We start from the raw sequence: 22,365 nt of genomic DNA, 5'->3' as shown, positions 1-22,365 counted from the left end.
AGGACTAAAGGCCTGGTTCGAAATGAAAAATATAGGAATATACGTACATTCTACATCACGAATTCCCGCCGGTTCAACAAAAAAATAAATAGAGCCCAATCATGTTATATTCTGGAAGTTACTCGTATTGCTCTGTTCCCATTCAATCGCTTCCAACAGTTCCTCGAGCGCATGGCTGAGCGTATCGAAGGCCGTCTTCCAATCGTCCTCCGGCCGGTCTCCGAGAACGACGGCTTCCAGCTTCTCCGCGGCGACGAAGACGGCGGCGGCGGACAGGTTGCCGGAGATTCCCTTGAGCGTATGGAGCAGCCTCGCGGCCGCCTTCCAATCCTTCTCCAGGAGCTTGCCCTCCAATTGAGAGGGGAACCCATTATATTCCATGCCGAAGGAGCGCAACATATGCCTTAAAATTTGTTCTTTGCCATTGACGCGATTCAGCGCATCCGGCCAATCGATCTGTCTGGCATGCCGCGTCCACCGGCTGACGACCGAGAAGAGCAGATCGGACTGGATCGGCTTCGTCAGCACGTCGTTCATTCCGACGTTCAGGCAGCGTTGCCGGTCCTCGAGCCGCGCGTTCGCCGTCATCGCAACGATCGGAAGCCTCCAGGTGTTGAACGAGCTGCGGAGGCGCATCGTCGCTTCGTAGCCGTCGAGCCCCGGCATGTGAATGTCCATGAGAACGACATCGTACGCGCGCCCGCTCACCTTCTCCAATGCCTCGATGCCGTCCGGCGCGACATCGACCTCGCAGCCCGCTTCCTGAAGAAGCTCGCAGGCGATCTGCTGATTGATCAGATGGTCCTCGACGAGCAGGACCCGGGGGTTGCCCGCTTCGCCGCTTCGTCGCACGGGCTCCGTCTTCCCGCTCTCCCTCCGAATCCGCTTCGTCTCCTCCTCGGTCGCGAAGCTGTCCATCACGTCCCGAAGCGCGCGGCGATTGATCGGCTTGATCAAGGTGCGCTCCGGCCGATCCCGCTCGTCCATGCGAAGCCACTCGTTGCGGCCGAGAGGCGTCGTCATCGAGATGATTCGGGCCGAACCGGCAAGCCTTCTAAGCCGCAGCCACGTCTCTTCCCCGTACATGTCGGACATCTCCATATTGCAGAAAATATAATCGTAACCGCTCCCTCCTCCCTCGTTTCCTTCCATCGCTTCCAGGGCGATTTTCCAACAATCTGCGCATTCGAGCTCGACCCGGTAAGGAAGCAGCATCGCCCGCAGCGTATCCTGCGGCAAGCCCGGCCGTTCGATGCACAGAATCCGCAGCGGCTCGGCGACAACCGCTTCCGCATTCTCCGCGGGAATCTCGGTTCTCTCCTGCTCGCTCGCAAGGGGGAACGACAGGACAAAGGTGAAGCGGCTGCCCGCTCCGAGCTTGCTCTCCACATTGAGGCGGCCGCCCATAAGCGTGATGATCTCGTCGGCGATGACGAGACCGAGGCCGGTTCCGCCGTACTTGCGGCTGATCGAGCCGTCCGCCTGAACGAACGGCTGGAACAGATTCTCGAGCTGCTCCTCCGAGATGCCGATGCCCGTATCCTTGATGGAGAACTCCAATAATACTCGACGATCCAGAGCCTCCAGAAGTTCAACCTGGAAGTGAATATACCCCTTGGGCGTAAACTTGATCGCGTTGTTAAGCAGATTGAGCAGCACCTGCTCCAAGCGGAACGGGTCCCCGACGATTCTCTCCGGCAGCGTCTCCGGGATATCGAAGATCATCTCCAGTTGCGCCTTGCCAAGGAAGAAGCTCAGCGTGTCTCCCAGCTTGCGGAACAGCTCGTCGGGCTCGAAGGCGATCCGATCCAGCTCGAACTTGCCCGCCTCGATCTTGGAGTAATCCAGAATGTCGTTGACGATGCCCAGAAGCACTTCGGAGGAGCTGGCGATCTTGTTCATGTAGTCGCGCTGGGCATCCGTAAGCGACGTTCGCTTCATAAGCTGGGCCAAGCCGACAATCCCGTTGATCGGGGTGCGGATCTCGTGGCTCATCCGGGCCAGGAACAGCCCCTTCGAGGCGTTCGCCTCCTCGGCTTGCTCCTTCGCGCGCAGCATCTCGGACTGGATTCGCTTCTCGTGGCTGATGTCGCGGAACAAGCCGATGTACCCCGTGACGCTTCCGGAGTTGTCCATAATCTTGCTGATGCTGATCAGAATCGGGAACGGCTTGCCGCTCTTATGTACATATACCCGCTCGTCGGTATACGAATTCCGATCGCCGATCGCGGCGTTCAGGTAATCGATGCCCGGCGCGATCGACCGCCCCAGCTTGCCCGACAGCCGCTTCGCCTTCGCCTCGATGTCGTCCGGATCGGAGAAGTCGAGCGGGGTCAGCTTGCCCACGACCTCCTCGACCGAATACCCGAGCATCCTGCGCGCGGACGCGCTGAACTCGGTAATCCGATAGTCGGCATCCGTGACGATAATCCCGTACTCGGTCTGCTGCGTCAGCGCCTTAAGCGGATCGAACGAGCTTCGCAGCCGGCTCACCATCGTATTGACGGATACGGACAACGCCCCGATCTCGTCCTGCACGTGGATCGGCAGCGGAGGAGCGTGCAGATTGCCCGCCGCGACCTCTTCGGTTGTCCGGACGATCTCCTCGATCCGCTTGAACGGCGGACTGATCAGCAGCAACAGCAGCAGCGACAACGCCAGCTCCATAAGCAGGCTGATGACGATCGACTTGATCAGGAGAGCATGCAACGGTTGAAAAAGCTCGTCCGTAGACGCGTAATGCACCAGGCTCCAGGAGGTCCCCGGGACTTGACAGGCGAAGAGCATGCCCGATTGCACGTCCAGCCGGACGCTGTCCGCTCCGCTTAGCGCGACGGCTATGCGCCGCTTCTCCTCGATCGAGAGCGGATAGGCGACTTCGGACGGATTAAGGACGTCTCCCGCTCCGCCAAGCAGGCTGAATTCCTCGAAGAAGGCGCCTTCCGTGCTCGCGAGCAGGCTCCCCTCCGTCAGCTCGGAGAATAGCGTCTCCAGGCGGAAGGACACCCGGAGCACGCCTTGCACCTGGTTCTTGACGTCCCTGACGGGATGATAGATGTCGATCAGCCGCTCCTCTCCCTCCCCCGCTTCCGAGAGGGATTCGGTCAGGCTCGTCTGCCCGGCGACGGCGCTTGCAAAGTTCGGATCGGCGGACAGATCGACAACCTTGCCGCTGGACAGCGTGAACCGTCCCGTCAATTCGACGTATCCGATCGACTCGATCGATTGCCCCATCCGGTTCGCCTCTTCGCGCAGGAAGAGCATCCGGTTGAAGCTGTCGCCGAAGCGCACGGAGCTGCTCTCGGCTTCGGCCTGCGTCAGCTTAAGGAACGAGCGGACGAGCATGCCGAGGGAGTCCGCTTGGGCAGCCGCGCGCATCGCCGCGTTGTCGATCAGGTTCGAGCGGACGGTCGACTGCGCGGTCTGATAGTAGACAAGCCCGCACGCAAGCGAAGTAACAAGCGTCGTCGCCAGGAGCAGGAGCCAGGTTCGAATTCGCAAGGATTGTAGCATCGCGGGCTCTCCCTTCGATTGTTGCCGCGCTGCAGCGCAGCGATGATCGGGACCGCTCGGCCAGAACGGGAAGATCGGGGGCATCGGATATGACGAAGAGCCCCTTCGCGGCTACGGGCCGCGCTCCTTGCGCGTACGGCCGTTCCCATAGAACGAAGGGGCTGTCCGATGTGCTACTCAAGATTCAGCTTGTAACCGACGCCCCACACCGTCTTGATGAAGCGGGGCTCCTTCGGATTGTGCTCCAGCTTCTTGCGAAGGTTCGTAATGTGAACGTCGATGGCGCGATCGTTCACATACGAATCAATCCCTCTGAGCGTATTGATCAGCTCGTCCCGCGTAAACACCCGTCCGGGATATTGGAAGAGCAGCTTCATCAGTTCGAACTCCGAGAACGTCGTCTCGACCGGCTGGCTGTGCACGATCAGAAGACGCTTCTGCAGGTCGAGCGTAATGCCGTGGTCCGGCACCGCCATCTCCGGGGCGGCGGCGGCCGCGATATAGCTGCGGGTGTCCGCTTCCGCCACCGAAGGCCGATAGCGGCGAAGCGCTACTCCTATTCTCGCTTTGAGCTCTTGCATGCTGAACGGCTTCACCAGGTAATCGTCCGCGCCGGCGTTCAGAGCGCGAACTCTCTCGTTTACTTTGGAATTCATCGAAATGATGATAATGGGCGTGTCGGAGGACTTCCTCACTTGCTCGCACAACTCTATTCCATCGATATCGGGGAGCATTAAATCCAACAAGATGACATCAGGAACGTAACTGCGAATAGCCTCGATCCCTGCTTGACCGTTCTCTACGCGATACACGGAGAATTCCTCATCCGTCAAATACATGGATATCATCTCTCCGATGATCTTCTCATCTTCAATGACAAGAATTTTGGTCAAGGTAGCACCCCATTATGAAATTGTTTCGATTCTTAAAACTTCGCTAACATTTGACTCATATTTATTATATCGGCAGCGGAAAATGATGTCTATATTACTCGAATTATGTATTTTGCTGAGAAAATCAGGACACAGGGCCATAAATGTTAATAATTTGTGAAGATAAATTGGGTGTTGATTGGAGAAACCGCTTCCCCGCTTCGTCTTCATGCCCGACACTCGGCCGCAGTATGGAACGGGGAATGGCATGGGGAATGGTACGGAGAATGGCATAGTGGATGGAACGATGAATGGAATGATGGTTGGAATGGTAAACGAACGGTGAATGGCATGACAGATGGAATGGGGGGATGGAACGGTAAATGAATGGGGAAGGAACGATAAATGAATGGTGAGTGGAATGGGGAAAAGGGGGCGGCCGGCAGAGGAGTCGAATTCGTTCGGTGGACGGCGGGGAGGGTGCTGCGACTCAAGGGAAGTAAGCGGACGATACTGCAACACATATAGATCCCCCCGCCACATGCCGCTCGACATTCAATACTCGAACCCAACACTGGGACTCAACACTCGAACCCAACACTTGAACGCAACACTCGAACGCAACACTTGAACGCAATACTTGAACGCAATACTCGAACGCAACACTCGAACGCAACACTCGAACGCAACACTCGAACGCGGACGCTCAGTACCCAACGCTTGGAGCCGGCACTCGACCTCGGCGCTCTCCATCGTTGCCCCTTCTTTCCTCCCGTTCGGCCAGCATTCTCTCCTTAAACGGCGCAACGAATGTGAAAAATCACATTCATTTCTGGATTTGGCCTCTAATAAAAGGGTTTTATGTGAAAAACCACATAAAATCCGTATGGACGAAGGTGAATTCGCGGAATATATGTGAAAAACCACATAGAATGCTGCGGAACGAGGGGAAATGGGCGGAATAAGTGTGAAAAATAGCATTCGTCGGCAACAGAGAGAGTGCGCGCCGTGAGGGCGATCCAATCAACAGGCCCAACGCACCAACCACAACACAATAGTCGCAACGCAATAGGCGCAACAGATGCAATAAGCACACAACACACACATTAGACGCATAACACGTACATTAGGCACATAACACGCACATCAGGTACATCAGGCACACAACACGCACATCAGGTACATCAGGCACATAACACGCACATTAGGTATATCAGGCACATTAGGTACATCAGGCACAAAAAAACTCGCCTGTCTCCAGGCGAGCTGCGGTCGTGCTCATTCGGTAGCATAATATCGGCTTACAATCCGTAAAACCGGGTCTTATCCGGGACGTTGCGCTCGTATTCGGTCTTGATCTCGTTCCGATACGAGTGCTCAATCCGCTTGACGTAGGGCAGGCGCTGCAGATTCTTCAGCGTCTCTTCCGCCACGTCCGAGTTGACGTAGAGCACCGCGTAATGCATCTTGCGCGAGAGATAGTGCAGCGTGCCGTACTTATCGAGGCCTCTCGCCGCCTTCCAATCGCTGTACCAGACGATGAAGCCCGTACGGTCGCCGAACATTCTCGTCACGCCGATCTCCGGCTCCTGCGCGGGCTGCCCTTCGGGCTCCTGCGCCTGATCCAGCTCCCTGCTCTCTTCTTCCGTCATCCGCATCCGCCTCCGCCGCAGGAACAGCTCCCTCCGCTTCCGCAGCCCTTCGGATTCGGATCGTTGTCCGGCACCTTGATGCTGTCGGAGACGGATCGGGCGATGAGCAGCGCCACTTCGTGCAGCAGGCTGTCCACCGATTGCTCCGCTTCCTTGAACTTACGGACCGGCTCGATTCCGTCGAGCCTGGCCTGAACTTCATATACCCGCTCCAACGCTTCGTTGTAGCTCGGGTGGAACCTGCCGAACCGCTCGCATTCCGCGAACAGCTCCTTCGCCTTGGCGAATTCGCGAGACAGCGACTTGACGCTCTCGTCGCGATCGACCTGCTCCTTGTAATAAACGTATTCCGCCGTGAGAGCGGATTGCTTGATCAATTCTCCCAGCTCGTAAGCCCGGGACAAGAGCGTCGCCATGTCGACGGATTCGCCTGCATGGAAGCCGTCTGTCGCCGCGGCTTCGGGGAGGTTATCGGATACTCCGATCATGGTTGCACCTCGCCTTATATGCGATACTCCATTCTCATCATACCATAATGGGCGCCTCGGTCAACGGTTAAAGTTCCCGCCTTGGCTCGGGAGGCAGTTCCAGCCTTATCGCGCCAAGGCTGTCCACGGACAGCGCGACCCGGTCAGTCCCGCGCGCGGACATCACGGAATCGGCCGCGACAGCTTCCGCCGCGACGTCCCCGTTCGCCGCATCCCGAACCCGGCCGACCAGCGACCAGCTCTCGCCTAAGCGTTCGAGACTCTCCGGAATGAACGAGTACCCGCCGCCCCCGTCCGGCTCGATCCGCAGCGACGTTCGCCAGGCCAGCGCAAGCTCCGCCATATCCTTGCGCGTCGAAGCGTGATAGCGCCTCGTCTGCGCAAGCCAAGCCGGCGGCACGGCCGCAAGGCCGGGGAACAGCTCGTCGCGCGAAGGTACGCTCCCATCCGGCTCGCAGTCCCGCAGCGGCTCGGGTCGGGGCAGCAGAAGGAGCGGTCCCGCCAGCCATGCGCTTCTTCGCAGCGTGTGGCCCGCGGCCTCCGCCTGTTCGCCCGTTCGCACATCCCGCAGCCAATCCTCGATGGCTCCGGTCGCAGCAGCGGGCAGCGCATGGCCCGCGGCTTCCCGCAGCGTCTCTGCGATCCGCTCCGGGCGAAGGCCAAGGCGAACGGCGTTCTCGCAGGAGGCCCGCGTGAGTCGGTACGTGCTCACGTGGTCGAGTGCGATTCTCTCCGCGATCTCCTCCAATCGCCAGCGCATCCCGAAGCCGACCTCGGGCGGCACGATGATCTCCAGGTCGGACTGAACGTAGACGACCGGACGTTCCGGCACGTCCGCCACACCGGGCACGCTTGACCCGCTCGGCACGCTCAGCTCACCCGGCTTCCCCGGCACGCCGACGTGCGGCCGGACCGTCCACCGAATCGTCTCCTCCTCCCCGCGCCGCCCGAACTCCATCCAGCCGAAGCAAGCTGCCGCGCGCAGCCAGGCATCCCAGCCCGCGCGCCCCGGCTGGCGCTCGGTCATGCCGAACGCTTCCCTCGTCTCGCGCTCGAGATACCAGCGATTCGGTTCCAAGCGGCCAAGCGAGAGTGCCGCGAAGTGAAGGCCCGGATCTCCCGGCGCGTAATGGCGCACGAGGAGCGAATGCAGAAGGGCATCAAGCTCCTCCATCGTCCCGTCGAACCCGCTCCATCCGTCTCCGCTTCCCGCTTCGATCGCCCCGACCGTGCGCCCCAGAACCCCCAGCTCGCTGCCGAGTTCGATCGCCAAGAAGAGCGCGGCCTGAATCGCCGCATCGTCCGCGGCAGCGGCTCCCAGAAGCGGGGCCAGCTCTTGTGGAGCCAGCTCCATGGCCTCCGCCAGCTTCGCCGCCCGCGCCCGATGGAGAGCTCCGTTCGCCGTCAGCGGCAGACCGCCGCGACGCCGCAGATCGGCCCACGTCCGGAGCAGTTGGCGGGAGAGCGGCGCACGGCCGCGCGGCCCCGGGCAGCGCGCCGGCCCTTCCGCCGTCACGATGCGCTCGCCGAACGGCAGCGGTTCCGGCACCGCAGCGAACAAGAGCGAATGCCAAGCGGCAAGCTCTTCGGCGGGCAGATAGAGCGTCCGATCCCCCCATCTATTGCGCGCCGCGAGCAGCACTCCGTCCCGCCTCAATCCGAGCATGGCAACGCGCAGCTCGGCCGGCGTCCGGAGAGGCGAGAGCTCCTCGGAGGCGAGCACGGCCGCTTCCGCTTCCGCGAACGGCATCGCCCCGTAGCGGCGGAGAAGCCAGCGCAGCATCTCCATCCCGCGAGACCGCCCGCCGTCGCCGCCCGTCACGTTCCCGCCTCCTCCGCCGCCAGCGCTTCCTCCTTGAGCCAATCGACCTCGTACTCATATCCCTGCTCAAGCAGGAAGCGCTGCCGCTTCCTGGCGAACTCGACCTCGTCCGTCTCGTCGCTGATCAGCGTATAGAAGTATACGCCCGCTCCGCTCTGCTTCGGCCGAAGGATGCGGCCGAGCCGCTGCGCTTCCTCCTGCCGGGAACCGAAGCTGCCGGAGATCTGGATCGCGATGGACGCATCCGGCAGGTCGATCGCGAAGTTGGCTACCTTCGACACGGCGAGCACGCTGATCTCCCCCCGATTGAACCGGTCGAACAGCCTCTGTCTCTCCGTCTGCGGCGTATTCCCCGTGATCACCGGCAAGCTTAGCCCTTGCGCCACCTCGTTCAATTGGTCGAGATACTGTCCGATGATCAATGTCGGCTGCTTCGGATGCCGGGAGAGCAGCCTGCGCACCGCCGCGAGCTTCAGCGGATTCTCTCCCGCGATGCGATGCTTCTGCCGCTTCGGCGCTTCCCGGTATCTCGCCACCCCGTGCGGCGTCAGCGGAACGCGGACCTCCGTGCAGGAGGGCTTCGCAATCCAGCCCATCAGCTCCATGCTGCGCCAAGGCGCATCGTAGCGCTTGGGGCCGATCAGCGCGAAGACGTCCCCCTCCCGGCCGTCCTCACGGACGAGGGTGGCGGTCAGCCCCAGGCGGCGGGTCGCTTGCAGATCCGCCGTCATCCGGAAGACGGGCGCCGGCAGCAGGTGCACCTCGTCATAAATAATGAGCCCCCAATTCCGGTCGCTGAGCAGCTTCCAATGAGGGTAGGAGCCCCCCTTGGACTTGCGATGGGTAAGAAGCTGATACGTCGCCACCGTCACGGGCTTCACTTCCTTCCGGTCGCCCGTGTATTCGCCGATTGCGTCCTCGTCCAGCGACGTGCTGCGCCTAAGCTCGCGTATCCACTGGGACACGGACACCGTGCTGGAGGTCAGAATAAGCGTCTCGCATTGAAGCCGGGCGAGCGCCCCCATGCCTACCCATGTTTTGCCCGCGCCGCACGGCAGCACAACGACTCCGCTTCCGCCCGCTCCGGTTCGCCCGGAGGCGAACGCTTCCACCGCTTCCTCCTGATAATCCCGCAGGCGAATCCGCCTTCCCGTTCCGTCCTCGGCAAGCAGCCGGACCGGAAGCGCTTCGCCCGAGCGGTAGCCCGCCTCGTCCACCACCGGATAGCCGAGCGCGATCAGCTCGCGCTTCAGCCAGCCTCTCGCCTCCTTGCGCACGCCGACGGACAGCCCGTCCGGGGCGCCCAGCCAGCAAGCGTCCAAGCCGCGGCAAGCGAGCAATTCCTCCAACAGGAGCGAATCCCGAACCTTAAGCTCCAGCTCCGAGCCCCGATCCTTCAGCCTCAAGCTGCCGTACCTCCCCGCGACGTCGCGAATCTCCTTCTCGAGCGCGGCCGGCACCCCGTAGCGGGCCAGCTCGTTCAGCCGCTCCATCATCGTCTCCCCCGTCCAGCCCGCCGCAGCGGCGTTCCATAGAGAGACGGGAGTAACCCGATACGTGTGCCAATCCCCCGGCCGCTTCTTCAATTCGGCGATCTCCCGAAGCAGCTCGCGGGCCGATTCCGCTCCGGGATGGCCGTCCTCAAGCATAATCGTGCCGTCCGACTGGATAAGCAGCGGCAGCTTTGCCGTCGACATAACGGATCTCCTCCTTCATAACGCCCGTTCTGTCCCCATGATGTCCATTTTCCAATCGGCTTAAGCTCCCCACAGCGGAAAATACGGCCGTCCAACTGCGAAGCAACAACGAGAATAGCGCAAAAAAATCCCCCATCCGCCCGAGAAGCGGACGATCTGGGGGAAATCTCATTGGTAGGGCACAAAATGTTCGTTCGAGCCGGCAATCGCGCCGAGCGCGACGCCGGCCTCGCTTGCGAAGATGTCCCGCTTCGCCAGATCGCCGAGCGAGACGATGCCGACAAGCTCGCCGTTCTCCACGACCGGAAGCCGGCGAATCTGCCGCGAGGCCATGAGGGCGGCCGCTTCGTCGACGGAGAGATGGGGCGATATCGTCTCTGCCTTCTCCGTCATCGTCTTCGCGACCTTCTCCGAGCCGGAGTGCTTGCCCGCATAGCCGCGGATGACAAGATCCCGGTCGGTCACGACGCCGAGAAGCTTGCGCCCGTCCAGCACCGGCACGAAGCCGATGTCGTAGTCCCGCATCAGGATCGCGCACTCGTACAGACTGTCATCCGGAGCGACGCACCGGCAATCCCGGCTCATGATATCGGCAACCTTCCTCATGCGCTGCTCTCTCCCCCTTGCTGGAATCGCAATGGGCTTAGTATGGCAGGGGGGAATCGGCGTTATGCGCGGCCGATCTCCGCGGCGGCATCGTCGGCGACGGCGACGAGCAGGCGGGCAGCGGTCAGCAGAGCGCGTTCGTCAATGTCGAACTTCGGATGGTGATGCGGGTACGAGCCGCCGTCCGCCGCTCCCGCTCCAACGAAGAAGAAGCAGCCCGGCACTTGCTTCAGATAATAAGCGAAGTCTTCTCCCGCCATGACGGGCTCGCTTCTCCTCGCCTCTTCGATCCCTTCGAGCTCCCCGGCAACCTTCAGCACCCGCTCCGCTTCCGCATCGTCGTTGACGACCGGAGGGTAGCCGAGGAAAAAGTTAAAGCTCGCCTTCGTTCCATGCATGGCGGAGACGTGGCTCGCGACTTCCTCGAGGCGGCGCCGGACAAGCTGCCTCGTCTCCTCGTTGAAGGAGCGCACCGTACCCGCCAGCAGGCAGCGCTCGGTGATGACGTTGTTGGCCGTTCCCCCTTGCAGCCGCCCGACGGAGACGACCGCAGACTGCAGCGGATCGACGTTGCGGGAGACGATCGTCTGCAGCGCCGTCACGATATGGGCGCCCGCCACGATCGCGTCGGCGCTCTGGTGCGGAAGCCCGCCATGCCCTCCCTTGCCGGTCACAACGATCTCGAACTCGTCCGGCGACGCCATGAACGGCCCCGGCCTTGTGGCGACGACCCCGTAAGGGAGCGGCGACCAGAGGTGCACCCCGTAGATCGCGTCGACGCCGTCCAGCGCTCCGTCCGCGATCATTCCGAGCGCCCCGCCGGGAAGCACCTCTTCGCCCGGCTGGAACAGGAATACGCGCGTTCCCGCCGTCTCTTCCCGATGTCTGCTGTAATAATAAGCGACGCCGAGCATCTCCGCCATATGCCCGTCGTGGCCGCAAGCGTGCATGACCCCAGGCACCGTCGACGCGTATTCGACGTCCTTCTCGTCCTGAATCGCGAGCGCATCGATGTCCGTGCGCAGCGCGATCGTCCTTCCCGGCAGGCCGCCGACCAGCCGGGCCACGATTCCCGTGCCGGCGACTCCCCGCCTTACCTCCAGTCCCCAAGCCTCCAGCTTATTCGCCAACCAGTCGGATGTCCGATGCTCCTGGAACGACAATTCCGGGTGGCGATGCAAGTACCGGCGCCACTGAATCATCTCGCCTTGCAGCGACTGCATCGTGTCTTCTGTTGTCATCACGGCGTCGCACCTCTCTCGCATAGCTATTTGAATCCTATTGTAGCAGAAAATCGCCGCGCCCTGAACAAGCGCTCCGCTTAAAGCTGCGATCCGGACTCCGATTCGGAAGCCGATCGAGGCTTGCAGAAGCCCCTTAAACCGTCTATGATGGAGGATACATATGCTTGTTTGCATTTTCCAAAGGAGGAACCTTAATGATTCTCGAGAATACGGGACTGCAAGGATTGAAGAGCGATCTCGCTCACTTGGACGAATCCGGGGAGAAGTTGGGCTTTATCCGCTGGCAATGGGAATATCGCCGCGCTACATATGACTTGAAGCTTGTCGATTCCGCCAGCAGCAATGAATACTTCCTTCGGATCAACACACGCGCCGTCGACGGCAAGCTGGAGAATCCGGACGCGATCCTCGAGATCGAGCATGTCTACATCGGACGCGCCACGTTCCCGCACAGCCTCGAGTACGAGAGCCCGGTGCCGTCCGCCATTCTTGACGTTGCGAACCAACGCGTCCAAGCCCTGAAGCAGCTTCTGAGCTAAGCGACGCGGCTGCGCGAATGAGAAATCCCGAGACAAGCCATCGAGGCGCCCCGGACTTCCTGCTGCTGATCCTGACGCTCCTGCTGGTCGGCTTCGGACTCGTCATGGTGTTCAGCGCCAGCTCCAGCATGGCCAGCGTATCCAAGAAGTTCGGATACGACGCTTTGTACTTCACCAAGCGGCAGATCATGTGGGCCGGACTTGGAACGTTCGTGATGCTCGTCCTGATGAATATTCCGTACACGAAGTACAAGAAGTGGTTCGCCCCGTTCCTGTTCTTGACGACGCTTATGTTGATGATCGTTCCGTTCGTCGCCTCGGACATCAACGGAGCCCGAAGTTGGCTCGGCATCGGAGGACTCGGCATCCAGCCGACCGAATTCGCCAAGATCGCGATCATCCTGTACCTGTCCGCCATCATCACGAAGAAGGACGACAAGTTCCGCGAGTTCAAGCGAGGGCTGCTTCCGGTCATGATTGTGATCGGGTTCATCTGCGGCCTTATCATGTTGCAGCCCGATCTCGGCTCCTGCGTTGTCCTTATTGTGTGCGCGGTCAGCATCATGGTCGGCGGCGGGGCCAACCTGAAGCAGCTCGCCATGTCCGGGGCTATCCTGCTCGGCATCTTCGCCCTCGGGTTCAGCGTCTACCTGCTGACGCATCCGGAATTCAACGGCGGCTACCGGCTGGGCCGCTTCACCGCGTTCCTCGATCCGATGGCGGACAAGGACGGCAACGGCTACCAACTGCTTCGTTCGCTCGAAGCGTTCGGCCACGGCGGATGGACGGGCGCCGGACTGGGCAACAGCGTCCAGAAGCTGTTCTACCTGACTTATTCCTACAACGACTTCATCTTCGCGATCATCGCCGAAGAGCTCGGGTTCGTCGGGACCTCCCTCTTCCTGCTGTTCTTCGTGTTGTTCCTGTGGCGAGCGCTTATCGTGGCGCTGCGTTGCACGGACAACTTCGGAACGCTCGTCGGGCTGGGAATGGTGTCGCTTATCGCGTCCCAGGGGCTGATCAACATGGGCGGGGTCAGCGGAGCGATTCCTCTGACCGGCGTCACGCTTCCCTTCATCAGCTACGGAGGGTCTTCCCTGCTCGCGCTGATGATCGGCATGGGCGTGCTGCTCAGCATCTCGCGGGAGTACAACCGCGAGACCGCCCGGGAGCCGGGCCGCCAATCCGCGGACACTCGCCCGACGCGCTACCAGACCGTGCGAAGATAAGAGCAGCGGAGATATGCCGTACGGAGCGGACAGCTCCCCGACGAACAACAACGCCTTCCGGCGCCGGCGACGGCATCGGAAGGCGTTGTGTTCTGATTGGGCGTTCAGTTTGCCGAGTGGCTGTTCATTCACTTGACTCGCAGAGCTTCATCCGGCTCCACTTCGTCCTTGAACGCAACTCCTTCGACCTTCACGTTCACTTCGACGACCCGAAGACCCGTCATGTTCTGAACGGCTTCCCGAACGTTATCCTGCAGCCGGACTCCGACCTCCTGGATCGGAATGCCGTATTGGACAACGATGCGAAGATCGATTGCGGCCTCGACCTGTCCGACTTCGACCGAGACTCCCTTCTGAACGTTGCGGCCGCTGAGGCGCTTGGCCAAGCCTTCCGAGATCCCGCCCGACATGGCGGCGACTCCTGGCGTTTCCAGCGCGGCTAAGCCTGCTATGGTGGCGACGACATCGTCGGAGATCCGTACCAAACCTTGCTGCAGCTCATCTGTCATTGGCGGCTCACTCTCCCGAATATTGGATGATCTTATTGTAATAGAATCGGGTTCCGCAAGCAACAATGGGACGGCATCGTAACCGGTTTGTAATGGAAGAGAATCCTGCTCGGGAGGCTTGGCGATTCGAATAAGATATAGTAATATTAACCAGAATAATGAACAACCCATTCCCGATCGAGGTGCACGCATGTTGAAGAAGCTCTTTTTCCCGGTTCTGGGAGCCACTTTTATTCTCAGCGCCATCGCGCATTACGCGAACTGGAACACGACGTTCCAATTCGTCATCGCCGCCATCTGCGTCATCTTCGTGGCCGGCTTCCTCGGACAAGCTACGGAATCGGTCGCCCACTATGCGGGCCAGCGGCTGGGCGGCTTCCTGAACGCAACCTTCGGCAATGCGGCCGAATTGATCATCGCGATCTTCCTCGTGAAGGAAGGCTTGTTCGACATGGTCAAGGCGAGCATCACCGGCTCGATCATCGGCAACCTGCTGCTCGTGCTCGGCGCCAGCGCCCTGGCGGGGGGAATCAAATTCAAGGAACAGCGATTCAACGTTCATCTGGCCGGTCAGAATGCGACGCTGATGCTCCTTGCCGTCGTCGCCCTGTTCATTCCGGCGGTGTTCGTCAAGTCCGAGCATCTCTCCGACCACGACACGATGACGCTGAGCGTCACGATTGCCGGAGTGCTGATCGTCGCTTATGTCGGTTGGCTGATCTACTCCATGATCACCCACAAGAGCATGCTTGAAGATCATGCCGAGACAAGCTCCGGCCACGGCGAGGAGCCGAAGTGGTCCAAGAAGCTCTCCATTCTGTTCCTCGTCGTTGCGACGGTCATGGTCGCCTTCGTGAGCGAATGGCTTGTCGGCTCCGTCGAAGTCGTGTCCGAGAAGTTCGGCTTCTCCGAGCTGTTCGTCGGCGCCTTCATCGTCGCCATCATCGGCAACGCCGCGGAGCACAGCGCCGCGATTATGCTCGCCATGAAGAACAAGATCGGCGCCGCCGTCGAGATCGCGGTCGGAAGCAGCTTGCAGATCGCTCTGTTCGTCGCGCCGGTGCTTATCTTCGTCAGTCTCTTGTTCGATCATCACATGAATATCCTGTTCTCCACAATTGAGATCGCGGCCATCGCGGCGGCGGTGCTCATCACATCATCCGTCTCGCGGGACGGCCAGACGACGTGGTACGAGGGCAAGCTGCTCTTGCTCGTCTACATCGTGCTCGGAGTCGCGTTCTTCTTCGTCTAGGACGGGAGGCTGCGGGGCCATATCCGCGCGTCCGTCCCATCGCCGCTGATCCGACGATGACTCGCGATTCACGACTCACGGTTCACGAATCACGATTCACGATTCATGCGATTATGTGAATTATCACATTCGTAGGCCTGGGATCGGGGTGAATCGAGGCGTTTTATGCGATTTTTAGCATACATACGGCAACTCGAGGCGGAATTTCCTCTATGTATGCTATTTTTCACATATAATCGTCCGCCCGCCGCCGGGCTGTGCGAATGTGAAATTTCGCATAAATTCCTGCTGGCCGGCAGACGCGGCATCGGGGAGGCGGCACTGACAGGCGCGGCATCAAGGGGAGTCGGTGGACATCGCGGGAGTCGGTGCGGCGGAGCCTCTACAAAAAAGCCTTGGCCGCATGATTGCGGCCAAGGCTTTTCCCATTGTACCCGTACTTCTGTATCGAGAGGACGAAACTTTATTTATTGAGCCATCGCTTCGTAGAGCAACGCCAAGTTGCGCTCCAACTGCATGACGAGATTCTTGCCTTCGCTCTCGTCCACAAGCCCCGCTCGCACCGCAAAATCAACCGCTCTTGAGAAGCCGTACATCTGCGTGTCCAGCACCTCTTCATATAGCGGGCATTTGCGGGTCGCCAGATTCTCCATCTGAATGGCGATCAGTTTCTCGATTTTGTCCGCATCTTCCTGCAGAAGACGAAGCGCCTTCTGATTCAGATGCACCATGACATCCGATGAAGCCATTCCAACTCCCCCTGTGCCCTAACTCGCTAAGTATAGCTATCTCTTTCATATTAGACGAAAATAGCTCTGAGCACAAGGACAGGAACCCCGATCTTCCCGGTTCAAGGCGATATTCGCGAAGAAAACCGATCGTTTTGCTTCGGCATTGTCTGAATTTTACATTCTCCTGAGCGAGAGGAGCCGCCTTACCGCCAGCCAGACGAGGACGATCGCCGCAAGCGCGCCGGCCGCAACTGCCCCGTCCTTGCTGATCAGCGTCGAGATATCCCGCCAATGCTCGCCGAGCAGCGAACCGACAAGCAGGAAGACGCTTGTCCAGAGCAGCGCTCCGACGGACGTGAAGAACAGGAACGAGCCGTACGGCTTGCGGCTGGCGCCGTACAAGAGCGCCGTCGCGTGCCGCACTCCGGGAATGAAGAAGCCCACGAGCAGCAGAGGCTCTCCCCAGCTCTCCAGCAGGCTCCCATGCCTGCCCAGACGTTCCGCGCCGAACAGCCGGCCAAGCCGCCCCTCGAACAGCCTCCGCCCGATCTTGCGGCCGATGAGGTAGCTGATCGACATCCCGGCGACGCTGCCGCCGATCGCGGCGAGCATCGTCATGAGCAGCGGCATCTTGCCCTGCGAGATCATATAACCCGAGGCGGTAAGCAGCAGCTCGTCCGGGAACGGCACGCCCAGGATGCCGAGAGACATCGCCAGGAACAGGCCCGCATACGAGTATTCGAATACGAGATGAAGCAATGGATCGGTCATAGCATGGATGCCCCCGCTCGAACAGTCTGGTTCAATCCGGTAATCGCCTGATGGACAAAAACCCCCGTCCATGACGGACGGGGGCGTTCGGATCATGCCGCTTTATTATTCGGTTCCGTGAATGCCGATGTGCAGATAGCCTGCGTTCGCTTAGTCGACGACCGTGACGTTCAGGTTGTGCTTCGCGAATACGGTAGCCAGCTCTGCCTTCGCTTCATCGGCGTCCGGTCCGTGAACGTGCAGCTCGTAAGCATGTCCGCCGACCAGCGTCGTGAACAGGCCGAGGATGCTCTTCACGTCGATATACTTGTTCTCGGCTTGAAGAACGATGGAAGAACGGTATTTGTTAGCCGTTTGAGACAATTCCACGATTGCAGCGTTATTATTGGACATGGAAATCCCCCCAGATATTAGAGTGGTCAATTACTTCCCTCATCATACCTTGACTTGCGGACCCGCGCAAGTGGGGAAAACGCTTTATTTCAAAGCCTCCGGATTAAGTCCTTCCAATTCTGGAAGAACAAAAAGACCGTCCCTGCGAATAAGCGCATCATCGAAATAAACGGCGCCCCCGCCATAGTCCGGACGTTGGATCAGCACGAGATCCCAGTGAACGGACGAACGGTTGCCATTGTCGCAATCCTCGTAGGCCTGCCCCGGCGTGAAGTGCAGGCTGCCCGCGATTTTCTCATCGAACAGAATGTCCTTCATCGGATGCAGAATGTACGGATTGAAGCCGAGGCTGAATTCCCCGATATAGCGTGCGCCATCGTCGCTGTCCAGAACGGCGTTCAGACGCTCCGTATCGTTGGCCGTCGCCTCTACGATCTTGCCGTGCTCGAAGCGGAATTTGATATTCTCGAACGTGAATCCGTTGTAGACACTCGGCGTATTGTAGGCGATCGTGCCGTTCACGGAATCGCGAACCGGGCAGGAGTACACCTCGCCGTCCGGAATGTTGCGTTCGCCGGAGCACTTCTTGGCGCCGACCCCCTTGATCGAGAAGGTCAGATCGGTTCCCGGGGCAACGATGCGCACCTTGTCCGTTCTCCTCATCAGATCGTACAGCGGGTCCATCGCCTTGTCCATCTTGGCGTAATCGAGGTTGCAGACATCGAAGTAGAAGTCCTCGAACGCTTCCGTGCTTCGGTTCGCAAGCTGCGCCATCGAATCGTTCGGATAGCGGAGCACAACCCACTTCGTCTTCTTCACCCTCTGCTCCATGTGGACCGGATGGCGGTGCAAGCGATCGTACAGCTTCAGCTTCTCTGCGGGAACGTCGCTAAGGTCGTTGACGTTGCCGCCGGCGCGAATTCCTATGTAGCCCTGCATGCGTTTCATGCGGTTCAAGTCGTATTCCGCCCACGTCCGGAGCTGGTCCTCCGTCGCATGCATCAGCAAGGTTCGGGTGACCGACTTGTCTTCGATCTCGACGAACGGATGGCCGCCTCTGCGGGCGACTTCCTCGATGAGCGCCTTCAGCAGCTCCCGCTCCGAGCCGATCATCTCGATCAGGACGTTGTCTCCGGGTTGAACGTTAACCGAATAGCCGGCCAGATTGGCCGCCAGTTTCTGCAGGCGCGGATCGCGCATCGTTATTCCTCCTTGCTCCTCTGCCGCCTATGGATGGCGCTTGGCCGCGGCACACTGTCCATTGTAGCATTCTAAGCCTTCGGTTGGAAAATCGTCTCCGATATACGCTTCTCCGAGTAACGCCGGCCGTCCTGCGAATAGCTCAGCTCCGTCTGCTCGCGCAGCTTCTTCGGGAACCAGGTGCGCCTGTCCGCCGTCCAGCGGCACACCGTTGCGACGCTCAGCGTGTCCAGCGTCTCCTGCTCCACGGCGTTCATCCGGGCGCGAAGCTCTTCCGCCATTCTCCGCTTTGCCGCTTCGCCGTCCAGCCTCAGCTCCAGCTCGACCTCGTCCGAGTCGACCTTGACATACTTGACATCGGTTCCTCGCGCTTCCAAATAAGCGATAATAGCGAGCGGGCGGCTCCAAGCCGCAGCGGAGGACAGCGCTGCCAGCCGATGCCCGTCGATCTCCCCGTCGAAGCTCGATTGGTCCGCCAGCTTGCCTGCGGGGTCGTAGACGGACAATTGCCCGCTGAAGGCGTAGCTGTCCTTCCCCGACAGCGCAGAGGCGGACAGCGCGAAGGCCGCGTTGGGAGCAGGGGGCGTCCCTGCCGCGCAGCCTGCAAGCCCAAGCATCGCCGCCAGGAGGCCTATCGCCGCCTTGCGTCTCGCCGCCGAGCTGTCCCGTGCCGTTGCCATTGCTGTCACCCTTTTTTTACCCCTTAGCCTCCGCAGGCAGGCACGCCGCTATGCAGGGTCGGCCCGACGCCTCTTGTCCACGAACAAAGAAGCCTGCGCAGGACCTCTCCCGCAGCAAGCTTCTTGTCGGTCCGATCGGCTCCGTCTGCCATTATCCGACGGCTACCGTATTGCGGCCTTGGTGCTTCGCCTCGTACAACGCCATGTCCGCCCGGTAGAACAGCGTCTCCACGCTGATCTTCTCGTCCGCCGCCGTCCATTCGGACAGCCCGCAGCTTACGGTCACCTTCGGACTCGTCTCTTCCTCCACCCGAAGGCGAATTCGTTCGGCCACGCGAATCGCCTGCTCCATCGTCAGCCTCGGCAGGTAGATGGCCAGCTCTTCCCCGCCCCAGCGGGCGGCGATATCGCTGTCGCGGATCGCGGAACGGATGATCGAGCTGACCTGGATCAGAATCGCGTCCCCGATCTGGTGCCCGAACGTGTCGTTGACCTTCTTGAAGTGGTCGATGTCGACCAGAATCAGCGAGCCGTAAGCATCCTTCAATTGCTTGCGGTGAATTCGCTCGTTCAGGTAATGCCGCGCGAACAGGCCGGTGAGATTATCGGTGATGACCATGCGTCGCACTTCCGCGTGAAGCGAGGAATTCGACACCGCCAGCCCGAGATGGGCGGACAGCACTTGCAGCAGCTTGTAGTTGTCGTAGGAGAAGTGGTTCGGCAACGTATGGGCGACCATGACGGCGCCGGTCACTTCCCCGTTCAGGAGAAGCGGAGCCGCGAGCAGCGACCGCGAATTCGTCACGTCCATCAGTTGGGAAGAGACCGGCGTCGCGGAGGAGTAATCCGATAGAATGATCGGCTCCTTGGTCGACAGCATGACGCCGCAGAAGCCGTAATCCCGGTCGAACAGTTCGTTCATCATATCCGGCACGTTCGTCGACATGACAATGAAGTTCCCGTTAACCCGGTCGAGTTGGAGAATAAAGCAATAATCCGCCTTGAAGATGGAGAGCAGCTCGGAAGTGGCGAATTGCATCGTGTCGGACAGCTTCAGGCTGCTGTTGAGCCGCTGCGTCAGCTCGTTGATGAGCCGAAGCTCGCCGATCAGCGTGTTCGCCTGCTCATGCAGCTTGGCCTTCTCGAAGGCGCTGCCGGCCCCTTCGGACAGCATCTTCACGAAGCGCAGATCGATGTCGTCGAAGGTGCTGCGGGACACATCCAGCAGGAGCACGCCGTACACGCCCTGCTTGCCCGTCAGCGGCAGCGCCAGCCGGCGGCGTGGACCTTCCGTCTCCTCGCGGATCTCGCCTTCCATGAAAGCCTTCCAGCAGATATCCATCTCCTGCTGGTGGAACGCGAGCGGCTTGACCTTCTCGTTCGAGCTGCTGTAATCCTGAGAGAGGAACAGGTCCGTCCGACTTAAGGGATAAACTTGTTCCAATATATCGATAACCTCGGAGAGCACGCTCTCGACGTCGATGTGATCGTACATGCGCCGCAGCACATCGGAGAGAATCTCCCTGCGATGGTCTTCCTTGTTCACGGATTCGCTTCCTTGCAGCAGATCCTTCACGAACAGAAGCTCGAAGCGGCGGTACAGGCAGCTTCGGTAATGGAGCGCCGCCGCCTGCAGCAGCTTAAGCTCCCCCGCCTGCGCCATGCCCGACGGCAGCAAGCCGGCCAGCACCGCGCACGGCAGCCCGGTCGAGCGCGTGAAGATCGGAACGGCCAACGAATCGTAGCCGCGAAGCTGGGGCGAGCTGTGCTCTTCCGCCTTAAGCAGCATCGGCCTGCAGGACCGGATCGCTTCGCTGACCGCATTCACGCCGATCGAAGCTTCGTTCCAGGCGGCAGGGAAGAAGCCGGCCTCCTCGCTCTTCTGCTTGGCCACCTTCGTTCCGTCCGGATGAATCAGGAGGAACGGATGCCCTGTCGGCCAAGGGAAGCCTTCGATCAGCTCCTGCCAATCACCGAAGCTTAGCGCGAGCAAGGAATGGATATAAGGAAGATCCGATTCCGACAGATCCTGCCTCTGTATCCATAGCGGAAGATCGTTAGGAGTTCTGGATGAGGGATGGCTTGCATGATGATGTTGAACGGATTCGTTCTTGTTCGCTGAATAAACCATCGCTCGGCACCTCCTACAAACTTCTCGCTGCATAATAACTTTACTATACAATGAATGCAGGATTTTTGCACTATTTCTCCGTGAAAATAGCAGGACCAGAGGCGTAATTGCAACACTTGTAAACTGTCTGTAATCATGTAAGCGGTTCCTTGTGTTCAGTCGACTCCGTGCGCGTCCGTCCCTCTTCCGCCGATCTTCCGTCAGCAACTTCGCCTTGACTTCACTACCCGGGATCGTATAATATAGATTATTGAATATTGGGCTAAGAGCTTGTGTCACCCTCACGAATGATCCACCGGCGGGCTGCGGCTGAACATCCCTGCCGGAATCGATGGAAGACCAGACGTCTTCGCGATTCGGACCATTCGGCGCAACGATCCCCCATTTTCAAAAATCACTTTTTTTGAAAAAGGAGTTTGCACACTCATGGCACGTTATACAGGACCCAAGTTTAAGCTTTCCCGCCGTCTCGGCATTTCCCTGACCGGCAACGGCAAAGATCTGAAGCGTCCGTTCCCTCCGGGACAGCATGGCGCGAACCAACGCCGCAAGGTGAGCGGTTACGGCCAACAGCTCCTCGAGAAGCAGAAGCTTCGCCACATGTACGGCTTGAACGAGAAGCAATTCCGCAACTTGTTCGACCGCGCATCCAAGCTCAAGGGTAAGTCCGGCGAGAACTTCATGTTCCTGCTCGAGAGCCGTCTGGACAACCTCGTGTACCGTCTCGGCTGGGCGAATTCCCGCCCGGGCGCTCGTCAATTGGTCTCCCACGGCCACGTGACGGTCAACGGCCACAAGGTCAACATCGCGTCCTACACGGTTCAAGTCGGCGACGTTATCGGCCTGCGCGAGCGCAGCCGCGCCCTCAAGACGATCAAGGAAGCGTCCGAAGGCCGTCACCACATCCCGACTTACCTGGACTACAACGCAACGACGCTGGAAGGCAAGTACACCCGCCTGCCTGGCCGCGACGAGCTGTCCCAAGAGATCGACGAACAACAAATCGTCGAATTCTACAGCCGTTAATCGCATCGTC

At 59.9% G+C, this 22,365-nt stretch carries 19 protein-coding genes; 4 read left to right on the top strand and 15 right to left on the bottom strand.

Going from position 1 to position 22,365, the window contains the following annotated elements; translation table 11 throughout:
• Positions 1-99 precede the first annotated feature (99 nt).
• From E6C55_RS26105 to E6C55_RS26070, 8 genes are all read right to left on the bottom strand, one after another.
• The gene (locus tag E6C55_RS26105) at positions 100-3,513 is read right to left on the bottom strand and encodes a response regulator (protein ID WP_168735885.1); all 3,414 of its coding nucleotides are present in this window, start codon (positions 3,511-3,513) and stop codon (positions 100-102) included.
• Between the two features lie 173 nt (positions 3,514-3,686).
• Complete coding sequence (locus E6C55_RS26100; RefSeq protein ID WP_136372772.1) at positions 3,687-4,406, bottom strand: response regulator transcription factor; 720 nt, start codon at positions 4,404-4,406, stop codon at positions 3,687-3,689.
• Between the two features lie 1,280 nt (positions 4,407-5,686).
• Positions 5,687-5,950 carry a YlbG family protein gene (locus E6C55_RS26095; protein ID WP_136372792.1) on the bottom strand — a complete coding sequence of 88 codons (264 nt, stop codon included), beginning with the start codon at positions 5,948-5,950 and terminating at the stop codon, positions 5,687-5,689.
• An 83-nt stretch (positions 5,951-6,033) separates the two neighbouring features.
• A complete protein-coding gene (locus tag E6C55_RS26090) occupies positions 6,034-6,525 on the bottom strand; it encodes a YlbF family regulator (protein WP_136372771.1) in 492 nt (163 codons plus the stop codon).
• A gap of 67 nt (positions 6,526-6,592) precedes the next feature.
• Positions 6,593-8,347: a helicase-associated domain-containing protein gene (locus tag E6C55_RS26085; RefSeq protein WP_136372770.1), complete on the bottom strand. Its 1,755-nt coding sequence runs from the start codon at positions 8,345-8,347 to the stop codon at positions 6,593-6,595.
• Positions 8,344-10,044, bottom strand: a complete 1,701-nt coding sequence (locus E6C55_RS26080) for a DNA repair helicase XPB (protein ID WP_136372769.1) — start codon at positions 10,042-10,044, stop codon at positions 8,344-8,346. Before E6C55_RS26080 ends, E6C55_RS26085 begins: the two co-directional genes overlap by 4 nt.
• Positions 10,045-10,212: 168 nt before the next feature.
• Positions 10,213-10,650, bottom strand: a complete 438-nt coding sequence (locus E6C55_RS26075) for a CBS domain-containing protein (RefSeq protein ID WP_136372768.1) — start codon at positions 10,648-10,650, stop codon at positions 10,213-10,215.
• Positions 10,651-10,712: 62 nt separating this feature from the next.
• Positions 10,713-11,891: a M20 metallopeptidase family protein gene (locus E6C55_RS26070; RefSeq protein WP_136372791.1), complete on the bottom strand. Its 1,179-nt coding sequence runs from the start codon at positions 11,889-11,891 to the stop codon at positions 10,713-10,715.
• A gap of 197 nt (positions 11,892-12,088) precedes the next feature.
• Here E6C55_RS26070 and E6C55_RS26065 point away from each other — a divergent pair, with 197 nt between their 5' ends.
• A complete protein-coding gene (locus tag E6C55_RS26065; RefSeq protein WP_136372767.1) occupies positions 12,089-12,433 on the top strand; it encodes a YugN family protein in 345 nt (114 codons plus the stop codon).
• Positions 12,434-12,450: 17 nt separating this feature from the next.
• Complete coding sequence (gene ftsW, locus E6C55_RS26060) at positions 12,451-13,662, top strand: putative lipid II flippase FtsW (RefSeq protein ID WP_136372766.1); 1,212 nt, start codon at positions 12,451-12,453, stop codon at positions 13,660-13,662.
• A 128-nt stretch (positions 13,663-13,790) separates the two neighbouring features.
• Here the strand turns inward: ftsW and E6C55_RS26055 are convergent, their stop codons facing one another.
• Positions 13,791-14,171: an Asp23/Gls24 family envelope stress response protein gene (locus tag E6C55_RS26055; protein ID WP_136372765.1), complete on the bottom strand. Its 381-nt coding sequence runs from the start codon at positions 14,169-14,171 to the stop codon at positions 13,791-13,793.
• A 190-nt stretch (positions 14,172-14,361) separates the two neighbouring features.
• On the opposite strand from E6C55_RS26055, the gene cax reads away from it, so the two are divergent.
• Complete coding sequence (gene cax, locus E6C55_RS26050) at positions 14,362-15,423, top strand: calcium/proton exchanger (protein WP_407923768.1); 1,062 nt, start codon at positions 14,362-14,364, stop codon at positions 15,421-15,423.
• Positions 15,424-15,890: 467 nt separating this feature from the next.
• Here the strand turns inward: cax and E6C55_RS26045 are convergent, their stop codons facing one another.
• From E6C55_RS26045 to E6C55_RS26020, 6 genes are all read right to left on the bottom strand, one after another.
• Complete coding sequence (locus E6C55_RS26045; RefSeq protein WP_136372764.1) at positions 15,891-16,172, bottom strand: YlaN family protein; 282 nt, start codon at positions 16,170-16,172, stop codon at positions 15,891-15,893.
• A 156-nt stretch (positions 16,173-16,328) separates the two neighbouring features.
• The gene (locus tag E6C55_RS26040; protein WP_168735884.1) at positions 16,329-16,925 is read right to left on the bottom strand and encodes a DedA family protein; all 597 of its coding nucleotides are present in this window, start codon (positions 16,923-16,925) and stop codon (positions 16,329-16,331) included.
• Positions 16,926-17,075: 150 nt separating this feature from the next.
• A complete protein-coding gene (locus tag E6C55_RS26035) occupies positions 17,076-17,318 on the bottom strand; it encodes an HPr family phosphocarrier protein (protein WP_136372762.1) in 243 nt (80 codons plus the stop codon).
• 84 nt (positions 17,319-17,402) lie between these two features.
• Positions 17,403-18,518, bottom strand: a complete 1,116-nt coding sequence (locus E6C55_RS26030) for an aminopeptidase (protein ID WP_136372761.1) — start codon at positions 18,516-18,518, stop codon at positions 17,403-17,405.
• 71 nt (positions 18,519-18,589) lie between these two features.
• Positions 18,590-19,207 carry a hypothetical protein gene (locus tag E6C55_RS26025; RefSeq protein ID WP_136372760.1) on the bottom strand — a complete coding sequence of 206 codons (618 nt, stop codon included), beginning with the start codon at positions 19,205-19,207 and terminating at the stop codon, positions 18,590-18,592.
• 142 nt (positions 19,208-19,349) lie between these two features.
• Positions 19,350-21,329 (bottom strand): sensor domain-containing diguanylate cyclase, encoded by a 1,980-nt coding sequence (locus E6C55_RS26020; RefSeq protein WP_136372759.1) that lies wholly within the window; start codon positions 21,327-21,329, stop codon positions 19,350-19,352.
• Between the two features lie 426 nt (positions 21,330-21,755).
• On the opposite strand from E6C55_RS26020, the gene rpsD reads away from it, so the two are divergent.
• Positions 21,756-22,355: a 30S ribosomal protein S4 gene (gene rpsD / locus E6C55_RS26015; RefSeq protein WP_136372758.1), complete on the top strand. Its 600-nt coding sequence runs from the start codon at positions 21,756-21,758 to the stop codon at positions 22,353-22,355.
• The last annotated feature ends 10 nt before the right edge of the window (positions 22,356-22,365 follow it).

The organism is Cohnella fermenti, assembly GCF_004801405.1.
Classification (GTDB): domain Bacteria; phylum Bacillota; class Bacilli; order Paenibacillales; family Paenibacillaceae; genus Cohnella; species Cohnella fermenti.
Note: the sequence above shows the minus strand (reverse complement) of the source record. Positions and strands in the feature narration are given on the sequence as shown.